The sequence below is a fragment of the Kribbella sp. NPDC056861 genome, from assembly GCF_040687575.1.
GTDB lineage: Bacteria > Actinomycetota > Actinomycetes > Propionibacteriales > Kribbellaceae > Kribbella.
On the sequence record NZ_JBFBNQ010000003.1, the window covers coordinates 272,463 to 285,752 of the forward strand.

Here is a 13,290-nt window from a genome sequence, read left to right on the forward strand (position 1 = left end):
GACGCCCCGAAAATTCCGTGAGTCGACAACTATCACTGACCACCGTCCCTCCTGGCCAGCACACGCACGGCAGCAGGGATCAGTCCTGCAACACCGTCCGCGCAAAGCTGCTCAGCGCCTCCCGGTCCGGCTGCTGGGTCTTGGTCATCAGGCTGGCCACGTGCTTCTCGACTGTGCGGGGGGAGATGTGGAGGCGCGATGCGATGGACTTGTTGCCGATCTTGTCGACGAGCAGCTGGACGACCTCGTACTCCCGGGTGGTGATCCCGAGCTGGCGCAGGTGGGCAGGGACTTGGTCGGACCCGGTACGCCGCTGGGACACGGTAGCGCCTTGCTGTCGCAACAAGCTCCTGCACGCACTGGCGACCGCCGGTACTTCGGCTTTGTGGAAGTAATCCTCGGCCTGCCGAAGCCAGGCCACAGGCTCACCCCACCCGTCGACTGCCGCAGGTTCAGCCACCAAACGCAGCCCAAGATGGCGAGTCATCGGGTAGATTGCGGCGCTCGTCTGTGCCTCCTCCATGACGACGCGAGCGCCTTCGGCCTCACCGTCTCGGCCGAGCAGTACAGCGTGGGCGAACTGGACGAACTGCCTGTTCCATCGCATCCGGCTGGCTGCGGTAGCGGTCACGGCCTCGAAATGGGCCCACCCGTTACGCCCGGCCAGTACCCCAAGCAACAAAGCAGCGCCGTTCTTGCCCGCCAGGTGAAATCTGGTCGGATTCTGCGCGTCGTACGCCAATGCCTGGGCCATCTCCGACTCGGCCAGCTCGCGATTCTCCTCGAGCAGGGCGCAGAAGGTGCGAGCCAGCCCGAAGGACAGCGGCAGTTCGTGAGAGGCCCGCTCCCCGTACTCCGCCAGTTCGGCGATCGTTTGCTCCATTGCCACCCGCTTGCCCTGGTGGCCTGCCAGCATGGCCCTGGTCACCAGCATGTACGGCGCACCGCGGCTCAGCTTGAGTCGCCGCGTAACCTCCAGGCACTCCTCGATCTTGGCCGCCGCCAAGTCGTACTCTCCACGCAGTACGGCCTGCTGAGCCAGTACCCGGTCAACGTCATAGGCACTCGGGATCGCACCGATCTTCAGTGCCTGCCGCTTCGCTGTCTCCAGCTCGGTGATGTCACCTTCGGCCAGGCACATCGTGCCGGCCTGGAAGATGTGCGCGACCACTCGCTGTAAACCCATGTTGTTGTCGGTGGCGACCTGCCGAGCGCGCTGGAAGTAGCTGATCGACTGATCGAGGTCGTGCTCGCGGGCCAGGATGCCCAATAGCTGCCAAGCATCGGCTTCGACCGAGGGGAGTTTGGCGCGTTGGGCGGCTTCAGCCGCCTCAATGCCCAGCCGGGCAGCAGACTTGAGCCGGCCAGGACTGGACCTGGTCATCTCCAGCACCGCTGCGATAGCGCTCAGTGGAGCCAGGTCCGTGTCGCCAGGGTCCGGACCGAGTAAGGCACGAGCTGTGTTTACGTGCGAGATCGCGGAGGACCAGCGACTGGCGGAGTGGTCGAACTCGGCGAGCCGGACGTGGAGGGTGGCTACCCTCCGACTGTCCAGACCGCGGTTGGCCAGCTCGTCGACGAGTTCCTGCCGGGCGGCAGGGTGCTCGAACTGACCGGTCTCGCCGAGGGCCAGCAGCAGTGAACCGAGTACCTCGGCGCGGTAGCCAACGTCGGCATCGTCGGTCAGTAAGGTATAGGAACGCTCGAGCAGGTGAGCGGCGCTGTGCAACGAGCCTTCGTCAAAGGAACGCATCCCCACCTCGGCGAACAGTCGCGCCGCGCGGGCCGAATCACCGCTCGTCTGCGCCAGTTCGGCGACCATCAGAGACCATTCACCCGGCAGGCCTGGGTGGAGGAACTCGATCGCATCGGCGCAGCGTCTGGCCAAGGTGGCCCGCTCGGTCGGGTTGAGGCCAGCCAGAAGTGCCTCAGCGGTCAGCGGATGCCGAAATGCGTACCAGTCCGGCACTGGCTCGTCCGGGCCGACCAACTGGGAGGCCAATCCTGCCCTGAGCGTTGCCAGTAGCTGTCGTTCGTCGATGGCGCTGGCGCGCCGGACCACGCTGAGCGGAAAGCGATGCCCGATCACCGCCGCCAGGGCTAGTAACTCTCGGGACTGGGGACCAAGCTGGTCGGTCCGGCTGTTGATGCTGTGCACCACCGCAGCCGGTACGGTCATTTTCAGGTTGTCGACTACCTGGACTGCACCGTCGACTCCGGACAGCAACTGACCCGACCTACTTGCTTCTTGCAGAAGTTCCTCGGCAACAAACGGAATGCCCGCGCTGTCGGTCCACAATCGATCCGCGAGTTGCTCCGGAACGGCTTCGGCTTCGACCTCAAGTCGGCCCGCCGCGAGCTGTCTGACTTGATCGCGGGTGAGGGCGCCGAGTTCGATGGCGGTCGCTGTGCCCCGCTGACCCGCCAGTTGGGCAAGTTCAGCAGCGGGGCAGGGCGCGGACCGCACGGTGCAGATCAGAGCTACGGGCTGGTCCTCTAGGTTGTCCAGCAGGTACTCGATCACTGCCAGTGTCTCGGGATCAGCGCCATGCAGATCCTCGAGAACGAGGAGACAACCCCGGTCGCGACCGGCGATCCCAAGCAGCCTCAAGATCGCCTCGCCGAGCACTACTGCTGAGATGGCCGTCTCGCCGCTGTGATCGTCCCAATCAGGAATCAGCCGACCCAAGACTTGCCGATAGGGTCCCAAGGCCTGCGGGTCCGGCATTTCACCACGACGAATCAATGACAGAAGTGCCTCGGTGAATGGCCGGAAGGCCGTTGAGGTACCGACTGCCCCCACTCTGCCACGCAGGGTTACCATGCCGCTTTCGAGTGCGAGCGTGGTGCCCACTGCAGCGAGCCTGCTCTTACCGATACCTGGCTCTCCGGTCAGGAAAACGGCGTCACCGCGGCCGGAACGGGCAGCAGCCAGCAGGTCGCTGAGCCGACCTATCTCCCCGTCTCTGCCGACCACTCTGGGCGCATGGGTCCGCATGTCTGCACTCTAATCGCCGACTGTCTAGAACGCAGTCGGAACGGCTGGTCGGCCGGAGTAGATCATTCGATTGATTGAAGCGTCGATGAGCCTCCGGCCGCCGACCTCTCCGGGTTAGCCCGGGTTACTGATGCTCGTGTCGGTCGAGCAGCCGTCGACGATGACGTGGACGGCGAGCGCCGCAACGCTGGCAGCGCCGACCAGTGCCAGTGCGCGACTTCCGATCCTGCTGCGCATGGGCGGCCTGATCGGACCGAGCGGATCAGTCTCGCCGGCCTCGGCCGGGAGTGGCTCGCGGTTCACGTCGTTGCGGTGGGCGGTCATGATGTTCCCCTGTCGAATGATGGCTGCCGGTCTGACGCTGTGATGGGCGTTGCTTGCCGGGCCGGTTCCTGCAGCAGAACGGACGGGATCTGCCCGTGAAAACCGAGGCGAAGTAAGCCATAGCCAATTCCGGCCAGACCTGTTAACAGGCCCGGCGACGGGACGGAGCGTGGCGTACCGCACAGCGGTCCGTACTGCTGTACTGCCGCGAGCACCAGCCCGGCCCGGCGACGCCGGACCGCCTCAATGGCTGGGTGATCGCGTTCGTCGAGCCACAGCAGTGGTTCGACTGCTCCGAGCTCGCCGTGACACAGACTCATGTCGGCGAGCACCGGACGTTCGGTGGAATGACGCAGATAGGTCTCGATGTCTGCCGGGCCATTGGACTGCAGGCGAGCAAGTGTTGCGCCGGCGTAGCCGGCGCACCACCCAGTGTTTGTTGTGTCGCGATTCGGATCGAGATCGGCTGCGGCCCGACTCGCCTCCTTGTATCGCGATCCCGGCGGGGCATGGTTACCCAGAGCCCAGGTCAGACCCGCATAGCCGCGCGCGAATCCAGTCGGGGGTTTGGTGACCTCACGGCGGATGCCGAGATCTACTGCCGCCACCAATTCATCGGCGTACCGCGCAGCCAACCGCGCAGCCTCCGGATAACCGGCGATCCCGTGAACGGCAGTCAGCCCGCCTGCCGCACCCTCGGCGTAGCTCGGGAATTCGTCGATGGCGGAGGGGGTGCTCTCCATCAGTTGGAGTGCTGACCGGAGCCACCCCGTCACGGCCGAGTCGTCCAGTAGATCTGCCAGTCGACTCAAGCCGTAGCTGATACCGCCCAAGCCATGCAGGCCGGCGCCTACGGTCTGAGCTACCTCTGGGTTCGTGGTCAGGACTTCGAGGATCTGAGGAATCGGACGGATGGCATCACGGGCGAGTTCGCTGTATTTGCCCGCGCCGGTCAATGCTCCGATCTCGGCCAGGAACAGTGACGTACCGAGGAAGCCGTTGGTCAGCCCTGCGCCCATCGGCAGAACGGTCCAATGGTGGTCGTCGAGGAGTTCGAGGCCGAGCCAGTTCGCTCGCTCGCCGGGATCGCCGAGAACCTGGGCCATGATCTCGTCGCCGATGTCGGTGGCCGCCGCGAGCAACTGCTCTGGATCGGCCTCGGTGGCTCCGAGTCCAGCCCTTATCGCGGTGCTCGAGTGCAGCACCGGCTCGGGGCGGGTGGCGAGGCTGGCGGAGATCACCCATCGTTGGCGGTGCTGGTCGACTTCGCCCATTGCCGCGATCTTGGCCTGCACAGCTGCCAGACCCGTGGTCTCCAGCAGGCGCGGAATTCGCGCACCATCTGTGGCCCACACGTCACGGCTGTCCGGCCTGGCGCTGAAAATGGGAATGTTGCCCGACCAAAGATCGGCGAGCTCGGCCGGCACGACCCGTCGCAGTCGCTCATCCGCGTCCCACAACAAGTCGAGGAGTTGACTATGGCCGCTCGCGTTGCGGACTGCGTCCGGATGCGTCGACTCATCCAGCAAGGACGCGTAGATCCGCGAGGGCCGTGCAATGTAACGGATCTCGTCCGCCGCGCAACGAGCCAGTAGCCCGTCCGGGCCCAGCAACTCGGCCCGATGCCAAGCGATAGCTTCGTACGCAGCCCGGAAGCCCGCCAACAGGGAGACCTCATGGTCTCTGGGCTCCGGCACGGAATCGTTGACAGTAGGCCGGTTGTCGCGACGCGGGGTGGATCCGGCTCGACGAACCAGGTGCATGGAATCCAGTCCTGCATCCGCCCAGTCGACCACCGAGTGGGGGGCAACGCCGTCGTCGCCACCGATACCCGACAGGTCGGCGGCGCCCTGCTCCCCAACAATCATCAGAGGGAGCAACGCAGTCCGGGAGACTGAGCTGAGATAGGCGGCATGAGCCGGATCCTCAGCGGGCGGACCGATGCTGACGAGGGCAGGGTGGAAGAGGGTCTCGATGTCGACAAGGACTGGCTGATCGCCGCTGGCGACCAGATTTTCATAGTGCATATCGGTGCCGTCGAGCGCGTACAGCAAAGCGAGCAGAGCACCTTGCCGCTCATAGAATCGGCGTACGCCGGCCAGGTCGTTGCAGGGCCGGTAGTTGATGTACTCAAGCCAGCCGTAGCCGGGACGGCGAATCGTCAGGACCGTTCGAAGGTCGATGCCGGTCTTGCTGTTCAGCCAGTGGACAATCTCGTTGAAGTGGCTGTGCAGGTCGAGCGGCCGGGGCTTGTAGATGACTCGGTGACCGTTGGCGAAGGTCAGAGTGGCGGTGGAGCGGCCGCCTCGGTGTGGGTCGCCACCGGGACTGATCGAGAGCAGCGGGCCGGTGTCGACCCCCGACAGCAGCTCGGTGACTATCTGCTCGCGGTCCTCGGCGAGGCGGGCCAGCAGTTCGAGGTGTCCCTCGACAGCCTGTCGGCACGCCTCGCCCAGGACCCGGGCCAGCACCGGGTATGCGGCCAGGAACTCCGCCAGCTCGCTCCCTCCTTCGAGCCGGTGGGTGAAGTCGAGAAAACGCGCGGCCGGGGTTTCGCCGGCCAGTTCGCCGCGGTCGCGGGCTCGGGCCAGTTCCAGGACCAGGGTGCGCGAGGCCAGCCGGACCAGGCGCAGGCCGAGGCGTTGCAGGAACTGGTCGGTCAGGGTGCCGAGCTGGCCGGCTGCTGCCAGGTCTTGGCGGGCGGTGGCCAGCAGGGGTTCGAGGCACCGGACCAGTGCTTGCTCCCAGTCGCCTGTCACCGGTGCCGGGGTGACAACAGCGGCGGTACTGCGTTCGACGTACTCCGCCCAGGCAGGCATCGGCAGGCCCTGCTCGTGCGGGCCCATCCCGGCGGACCACCAAGCGCTTGAGTGGTCTAGTCGGGAAGTCCCGGTGGTTGCGGAGTTGAGCACGCGCTCAGAGTGCCAGTCGGGAATGGGTGCTGCCATGGGTACGGAGCCCCCATATTCCTTCCACGATCGTTTGATTGCCTACGTACAGGTACTGGAGCCGTGCTGTACCGCGGGATGACGACTGGGGGTAGACCACCCCGCGGTCCAGCATCGCCCGTGCCGGACGACCTCTGGTGGAAGGTTGTTCGGCACAGGAATCCAGCTGCCGGCAGCTCCGGAACTCCCGACGCCGAGAACGATGCAGGAAAGCCTGACGTGGCAGCAAGGGCTCTCCCTACCCAATTTCCGCCCGGCCGGCGGCACCGCGAGCCTGGGTGGGGGCCGAGCAGAACATGGGTGCAAGGCCCCCATGTGCAAATCAGTCGCGGCTGGGACGGTGGGCGGGTGTACAGCCAAGCCGCTCCCGGACTCCCGGTCTCAGCTCACTCGGTGCTCGACATCGTGCCGCAGCTGCCGGGACAGTCCGCCGCGGCCGCCCTCCGGGAGACCGTCGAGGTGGCTCAGGCCGCCGACGATCTGGGCTACCGGCGTTTCTGGGTCGCTGAGCAGCATGGCGTCCGGGGCGCTGGGGGCGCAAGCCCTGCCGTATTGGCCGCGGTACTGGCCGCCAGGACCGACCGGATCCGGCTGGGATCGGGCAGCGTGCAGCTGACCAGCCACCGGCCGCTGGTGATCGCAGAGCAGTTCGCTGCGCTCGCGGCGGCGTACCCGAGCCGGGTCGACCTCGGTGTCGGCAAGTCAGCGGCAGTGCCGCCGAGTACGGCTGCTGCGCTCGGATTGAACGAGAAGGGCTGGGACAGCTTCCCCCAGCGGCTGGACGAGCTCTGCCGCTTCCTGCGGGACGGGTTGCCCGGCCGCGCTCCGGTGGGCGACGTACGGCTCGCACTGGCCGGCCTGCCGCCACCAGTCTTCGTGATGACCGACAACCCGTCCGGCGCGCAGGTAGCCGCAGCACGTGGGTTGCCGCTCTTCCTGACCCATCACAGCGCTCCCGCGTGCACGCTGGCGTCAGTAGCGGCGTACCGGGACAGTTTTGAGGCCACGGGACCGACAGGCAAGCCGTACGTCGGTGTGACGGTCGGCGTAGTCGCCGCGGACACCGAGGACGAGGCACTAGCCCGGCTGGCCGAGTACGTGCGGCTCAAGTCGCGACTGAAGACTGCGGTCAACAGGGCAACACCCGCTGAGCTCATGGAGTTGCTGGAGCCGCCACTGACCAGCCGTGAGCGGTTGAAGGCCGAGCGGCTGCTGGACGAGCCCGGATACGTAGTAGGCACCCGATCCGGAGTATCGGCAGGCCTGGCGTCGGTAGCGGCCAGTGCCGGAGCAGACGAGGTCATGCTGGTCCCGCTGGCCTTTGACGGGCTGGTTCGCTCCTCCATTCTCCGTACTGCGGCAGCCGGCCTGACCCGCGCTATTCGCAGCATCCCCCGGCACGCGCCGCACTTCGTCGCCACCGCCTAGCCTCCCGCAGTGATCGGCCTAAAGTGGGTCTAGCCGACTACTGAAAGGCAGGCCCATGTCGCGGGAGCAGGAAGTCGTCCAGAGCTGTCCGACCGAACTCTTCATCGCAGGCAAGTGGCGACCAGCAGAGGGCGGCAAGACTCTCGCCGTGGAAGACCCAGCCACCGGTACGACGCTCTGCCAGGTCGCCGACGCCAGTCCCGCCGACGGGCTGGCCGCACTGGACGCCGCCGTCGCCGCGCAAGCCGACTGGGCCGCCACTGCTCCCCGTGAGCGCAGTGAGATCCTGCGCCGTACCTATGAGCTGATGACCGAGCGAGCCGACGACCTGGCTCTGCTGATGACCCTGGAGATGGGCAAGCCGGTCGCGGAGTCGAAGGGCGAGATCGCCTACGCCTCGGAGTTCTTCCGGTGGTTCGCCGAGGAGGCGGTCCGGATCGAGGGCGGCTACCAGGTCGCGCCGAACGGCAAGGGCCGGCTGCTGGTGATGCGCCAGCCGGTCGGGCCGTGTCTGCTGGTCACGCCGTGGAACTTCCCGGCCGCGATGGGCGCCCGCAAGATCGGCCCGGCGGTCGCGGCCGGCTGCACGATGGTGATCAAGCCGGCCTCGCAGACCCCGTTGTCGATGCTGAAGCTGGCCGAGCTGATGACCGAGGCCGGCCTGCCGCCGGGTGTGCTGAACGTGGTCACCACCGAGGACGCCGGCGGCGTGATGGAGCCGCTGATCCGCGACGGCCGGGCCCGCAAGCTGTCCTTCACCGGCTCGACCGGCGTCGGCGTGAAGCTGATCGAGCAGGCCGCCGAGAAGGTGCTGAAGACCAGCATGGAGCTCGGCGGCAACGCGCCGTTCCTGGTCTTCGAGGACGCCGACCTGGACAAGGCGGTCGAGGGCGCGATGCTGGCGAAGATGCGCAACGGCGGCGAGGCCTGTACTGCGGCCAACCGGATCTACGTGCACTCGTCGGTGATCGATGCCTTCGCCACCAAGCTGACCGAGCGGATGTCGGCGCTCAAGGTCGGCCGTGGCACCGAGGACGGGGTCGACCTCGGCCCGTTGATCGACGCGAAGCAGCGGGACAAGGTGAAGGACCTGGTCGACGACGCCGTTGCCCAGGGCGCCGAGGTGCTGACCGGTGGAACGATTGCCGAGGGCAACGGTTACTTCTACCCGCCGACCGTGCTGACCGGTGTGCCGAAGTCGGCGCGGTTGCAGAAGGAGGAGATCTTCGGCCCGGTCGCCCCGCTGACCGCGTTCGAGACCGAGGACGAGGCGGTCGCGATGGCCAACGACACCGACTTCGGCCTGGTCTCCTACCTGTTCACCAACGACCTCGGCCGCGCGTTCCGGGTCAGCGAGCGGCTCGAGACCGGGATGATCGGCCTCAACCAGGGCATCGTCTCCAACCCGGCCGCGCCGTTCGGCGGCGTCAAGCAGTCCGGCCTCGGTCGCGAAGGCGGCACGGTCGGCATCGACGAGTACCTGGAGATCAAGTACCTGGCCGTGGCGATCGACTAGGGCGGGAATCGGGAGACACGCCCTAGCGGCCTACTCCTGCAGCCACTGCTGGATGGTCTCGTCGTTCGGCCGGGCCTCGCTGCCGATCGCGTGCGGGACGAACCGGGCGTAGTAGTCGGTGACCGGGCCGTCGGACTCGCGGACCATCATGCCGGCCGCGACTCCGTCGACGATCCAGCTGCCGATCACCGCCCGGTTCCCCTCGTACGACGGCAGCGGGCTCCACTCCTGGTAGACCATCGTCTCGGTGTCGTACGGGCCGTCGTGGACGTCGTCCTCGGTGGCGGTGATGGTGTGGATCCGGATGTTGCTGCCCTCGCGCCCGTGCAGCGGCTTGGCCACCCACTCCAGCAGGTCGCCCGGCGTCCCGAAGTACGCCGGCAGCAGGTTCGGGTGGTCGGGGTAGAGCTCCCACAGCACCGGCAGGATCGCCTTGGTGGACAGCATCGTCTTCCAGATCGGCTCGATCCAGCGCACCGGCTCGCGTTCCAGCCCGCCGACGATGTACTTGCCGAACTGGTCGTCGAGCATGTCCTCCCACGGGTAGAGCTTGAACGCGGTCCGGATCCGCCGGCCACCCCAGTCCACGAACGCGCGCTGCTCCGACTCCCAGCCGAGGTCCTCGATCTCGTGCCCGTACGTCGCCAGCCCGGCCATCGCCGCGGTGTCGCGCAGGTAGGCCACCGTCATCGCCTCTTCGCCGGTGGTCTCGGCGGCCGAGTTGAAGAAGTGCGCCTCGTTGCCCGGGAACGCCCCGGCCTGCCGCTTCTCGCTCCACCACTTGACCAGCCGGTCGTGCACGGAGTTCCACTGGTCGCCCTCGGGGAAGACGTCCTCCAGCCAGTTCCACTGGATCACCGCCGACTCCACCAGCCCGGTCGGGGTGTCCCCGTTGATCTCCAGCATCTTCGGCTCGACGCCGTTCCAGACCAGGTCGAAGCGCGCGTACACCGACGGGTCGTCGCGTTTCAGCGACTCCCGGACCAGCGGCAGCGTGCCGGACGCCAGGCCGAGCTGCGCGTCGCTGAAGCGATCACCGGACGCCATCACGGCGGCGGCGTGCTTGCACATCTCGTAGAGCTCCTCGGTGACGCGTTCGAGGTGCAGCACCTCTTCCATCGTCACCTCGTACCAGGCGCTCTCGTTCCAGTACGGCGTCTGGCTGCCGTCGGGCAGGTCCGTCATCGGGAAGACCAGCCCCTGCTCGACGACCTTGTCCTTCCAGCCCGGGCGGGGCTTGATCGAGTGTCGCCACATCAGCCGCCGTGACTCCCTTTGCTCGCCTTGCCGAAACCACCCCGCGAGATGGTGCCGATGTTGCCGCCCTTGGTGTCCAGGCCGCCGCGCTTGACCGTCGCCGTGCCGCCGGAGGAGTTGCGCAGGCCGGAGGTGGTGTAGCTGCCGTCGCTGGTGTTGTACCGGCCGCCGATCGGCGGCACGAAGGCGCCGCCCCGGGTGGCCATGTAGAACCAGAAGAAGCCCGAGCCGGACCCGTGGTACTCGCGCTCGTCCTTGCACTTGTCGTCGTCGGCGCGCTGCTGGGTCTCCGGGTCGACGCAGATCGCCTGGTAGTCCGACTGCTCGTCGTCGTTGCTGCAACCGGTCAGCGAGGCGGCGACCAGCGCGGTCAGTCCCAGCGTGATACCCACGCTGCGCATCCGCCTGCGAGATCCTGAGTGACTCATGCCTTGCCTTCCCCCTCGGCCGGCGGCTTCATCGAGAACATGATCAGCGCGCCCACCACCATCGTTACACCCACCACAACCAGCGGCCCGGTACCCACGTCCGAGACAGCCAGCACCAGTACTACGACGAACGACGCCGCCGCCAGCAGGGGGACGACCGCACGCTGCAGCACCCGGCCCCTGATCTCACCGCTGAAGTAGACCGGTACTGCGAGCGCAGTGGCGAGGTAGTAGATCGACACCAGCACGGAGACGGCGCCGACGGCGTCAGCCAGCAGGGCGTCCGAGGTGAGCACCAGCGTCACGTAGATGACCAGGCTGGCGACCGCGAAGACCAGGGTGGACACGCTGGGGGTGTGGAAGCGAGTGGAGATCCGGGCGAACTGTCCTGGGAACGCGTCGCGCCTTGCCATCGACAGCATGGTCCGGGCGGTCGGCAGGATCGTCGTCTGGGTGGAGGCGAGGGCCGAGACCAGTACTGCGCCGACCAGCAGCTTGCCGCCCGCAGTACCGAGTAGGTCGTTGCTGAGGACGTAGAAGAAGTCGTCGTCGGCGATGTCGGCCAGCGGGCCGACTCCTGCGTAGGCGACGGCGGACCACGCGACTACGGCGTACAGGACGATCAGGAAGCCGTTGGCGATGAGCGCAGCGATCGCAGGAGTGCGCTTGGGGTCGCGGGTCTCCTCGTTGACGCTGAAGGACGAGTCCCAGCCCCAGTAGAGGAACACGGCAACCAGTACGCCAGTTGCCCACGACCTCTCACCAGTGGCCGTCGACAACGGGATGCTGAGCGTGCCGGCCTCCTGGAAGGCGTTGATCGCGAACCAGAGCAGCGCGACTACCTCGATCGTCAGCAGCAGCGCCTGGGTCCAGGCGGCGACCCGGATGCCGCGGTAGGCGAGCACTGCCATCCCGATGATGAACACTGCGCCCAGACCGGCTTGTGCGATGCGGGAGTCGGCAGCGCCGTCTAGGCCGAACAGTAGATAGGTGTAGACCGAGGCGACCTGCGCCAGGTTGCTCATGACGAGCACGCAGGCCATCACCGTGGTCCAGCCGACCATGCGGCCGATCCCCAGGCCGAACGCCTTGGAGGTCCAGGGGAACGTGGTGCCGCAGTTGGGCTCGGTCCTGTTCAGCTCCCGGAAGCAGAGCGCGACCAGGATCACCGGGATCGCGGACAGGGCCAGTACCAGGGGAGTGGCGGCACCGACGTACGCGACGAGTAGTCCGACCGCCACAGCCAGCGAGTACGCCGGTGCGGAGGAGGAGATCCCGATCGCGGTAGACGTGCCCAGTCCCAGCGTATCCCGTCGCAGGCTGCGCCCACGGGACCGCGAATCAGCTGTCGTCGTCATCGTCCCCCCAGGGTGCCACCCCATGGGTCCGCAGTCCGGCAGGCGCCGTCGTCAGCCCTGCATGAGTTCGGTGACTGTGACGAACTCGAAGCCGCGCGTCCGCAGTCCGGTGATGATCGGGGTGATCGCCTCGTCCGTGTACGGCGCATTGTCGCCGCCGTGCATGTGCAGCACGACGATCGAGCCGTTCTGGACCTTGCCGAGCACCTGCTTGACGATCGGCTTGGGCGACTTGGCGAACCCGTCGGCCCCCGGTACGTCGAGGCCGACCGCTGTCACACCGGCCGCTGCGAGTTCGTGAAGGGCAGTGCCGTCGTAACAGCCGCCGGGGAACCGGAACCACCTGGTGGCATGGTCATCGAGCCGGTCGAGCAGGGTGACTGCCTTGCGCACGTCAGCGAGCATGTCCTGCGGCGCCACAGTGCCCAAGGTGTAGCAGTGCTTGGTGAAGCCCTTGTGGTCATAGGTGTGCGTGCCGAGCTCGAACAGCGGGTCGGCAGCCAGTTCGCGGGTGCGGTCGGGGTACTGCTCCATCCACATGCCGGTGAGGAACAGGGTGGCCGGGACCTGTTCCTTACGCAGCGTGGTGATCAGGGGCTCGTTGTAGTACGACTTCACCTTCCCGCGCTGCAGCCGCTTGCGCATGACCGCGGTGAGATCGGCATCGAAGGTGAGGGCGACCCGCTTCTTGTCCCGCGGGCCGTGCTGGACCACTGGCATCAGGTTGGTCTCATGCGACTCACCCGGTCGTTGCGTCGAGCTGGGGGTGCTCGGTGTGGGTGTGCTGGGTGGCGGCGTGCTCGGCGTCGGGCTGGGGGCCAGGGTGCCGATGGGCGGCGTACCGGTCGTTGCCTGGGCACCTGGCCCGCCGAGAGTCGGCGTACCGGCTGCTGTCCCGGGAGGCGCGGCGGTATCACCACAGCCGGCCAGTACCACCGACGCTGCCGCGGCAAGCGCAGCGAGCCTGATCCCCCAGTGAACAGTCACAGGCCACGAGTATGCCAGCGGTACCATTGGTGGTGCCACACGCGGT

Annotated in this window: 9 protein-coding genes; 2 read left to right on the top strand and 7 right to left on the bottom strand. The window is 67.0% G+C overall.

What is annotated here, in order from left to right; genetic code table 11:
- Positions 1 to 79 precede the first annotated feature (79 nt).
- The 3 genes from AB0P21_RS15070 to AB0P21_RS15080 all read right to left on the bottom strand — a co-directional run bounded on the left by AB0P21_RS15070 (position 80) and on the right by AB0P21_RS15080 (position 6,270).
- A complete protein-coding gene (locus AB0P21_RS15070; RefSeq protein ID WP_363696970.1) occupies positions 80 to 2,998 on the bottom strand; it encodes an AAA family ATPase in 2,919 nt (972 codons plus the stop codon).
- A gap of 114 nt (positions 2,999 to 3,112) precedes the next feature.
- Positions 3,113 to 3,322, bottom strand: a complete 210-nt coding sequence (locus AB0P21_RS15075; protein ID WP_363696972.1) for a hypothetical protein — start codon at positions 3,320 to 3,322, stop codon at positions 3,113 to 3,115.
- Positions 3,319 to 6,270, bottom strand: coding sequence for a type 2 lanthipeptide synthetase LanM family protein (locus AB0P21_RS15080; RefSeq protein ID WP_363696973.1), 2,952 nt, complete (start codon positions 6,268 to 6,270; stop codon positions 3,319 to 3,321). The genes AB0P21_RS15075 and AB0P21_RS15080 overlap by 4 nt, the downstream gene beginning before the upstream one ends.
- A 348-nt stretch (positions 6,271 to 6,618) precedes the next feature.
- Between AB0P21_RS15080 and AB0P21_RS15085 the strand changes: the two genes are divergently transcribed.
- Positions 6,619 to 7,698: an MsnO8 family LLM class oxidoreductase gene (locus AB0P21_RS15085; RefSeq protein ID WP_363696975.1), complete on the top strand. Its 1,080-nt coding sequence runs from the start codon at positions 6,619 to 6,621 to the stop codon at positions 7,696 to 7,698.
- Positions 7,699 to 7,753: 55 nt separating this feature from the next.
- Positions 7,754 to 9,214, top strand: coding sequence for an NAD-dependent succinate-semialdehyde dehydrogenase (locus AB0P21_RS15090; RefSeq protein ID WP_363696977.1), 1,461 nt, complete (start codon positions 7,754 to 7,756; stop codon positions 9,212 to 9,214).
- Between the two features lie 30 nt (positions 9,215 to 9,244).
- On the opposite strand, the gene AB0P21_RS15095 is transcribed toward AB0P21_RS15090, so the two are convergent.
- From AB0P21_RS15095 to AB0P21_RS15110, 4 genes are read right to left on the bottom strand one after another with little or no spacing between them, the layout of a single operon-like run.
- Positions 9,245 to 10,471 carry a glutathionylspermidine synthase family protein gene (locus tag AB0P21_RS15095; RefSeq protein WP_363696979.1) on the bottom strand — a complete coding sequence of 409 codons (1,227 nt, stop codon included), beginning with the start codon at positions 10,469 to 10,471 and terminating at the stop codon, positions 9,245 to 9,247.
- Complete coding sequence (locus AB0P21_RS15100) at positions 10,471 to 10,872, bottom strand: hypothetical protein (protein ID WP_363696981.1); 402 nt, start codon at positions 10,870 to 10,872, stop codon at positions 10,471 to 10,473. Before AB0P21_RS15100 ends, AB0P21_RS15095 begins: the two co-directional genes overlap by 1 nt.
- Positions 10,873 to 10,895: 23 nt before the next feature.
- On the bottom strand, positions 10,896 to 12,257 hold the full coding sequence (locus tag AB0P21_RS15105; RefSeq protein ID WP_363696983.1) for an APC family permease: 1,362 nt from the start codon (positions 12,255 to 12,257) through the stop codon (positions 10,896 to 10,898).
- A 51-nt stretch (positions 12,258 to 12,308) separates the two neighbouring features.
- The gene (locus tag AB0P21_RS15110) at positions 12,309 to 13,244 is read right to left on the bottom strand and encodes a polysaccharide deacetylase family protein (protein WP_363696985.1); all 936 of its coding nucleotides are present in this window, start codon (positions 13,242 to 13,244) and stop codon (positions 12,309 to 12,311) included.
- Positions 13,245 to 13,290: the final 46 nt, after the last annotated feature.

What these genes read in the sequence shown, in the direction of transcription:
- AB0P21_RS15070 (WP_363696970.1), bottom strand. Translation starts at nt 2,998, where the DNA reads ATGCGGACCCATGCGCCCAGAGTGGTCGGCAGAGACGGGGAGATAGGT.
- AB0P21_RS15075 (WP_363696972.1), bottom strand. Translation starts at nt 3,322, where the DNA reads ATGACCGCCCACCGCAACGACGTGAACCGCGAGCCACTCCCGGCCGAG.
- AB0P21_RS15080 (WP_363696973.1), bottom strand. Translation starts at nt 6,270, where the DNA reads ATGGCAGCACCCATTCCCGACTGGCACTCTGAGCGCGTGCTCAACTCC.
- AB0P21_RS15090 (WP_363696977.1), top strand. Translation starts at nt 7,754, where the DNA reads ATGTCGCGGGAGCAGGAAGTCGTCCAGAGCTGTCCGACCGAACTCTTC.
- AB0P21_RS15095 (WP_363696979.1), bottom strand. Translation starts at nt 10,471, where the DNA reads ATGTGGCGACACTCGATCAAGCCCCGCCCGGGCTGGAAGGACAAGGTC.
- AB0P21_RS15100 (WP_363696981.1), bottom strand. Translation starts at nt 10,872, where the DNA reads ATGCGCAGCGTGGGTATCACGCTGGGACTGACCGCGCTGGTCGCCGCC.
- AB0P21_RS15105 (WP_363696983.1), bottom strand. Translation starts at nt 12,257, where the DNA reads ATGACGACGACAGCTGATTCGCGGTCCCGTGGGCGCAGCCTGCGACGG.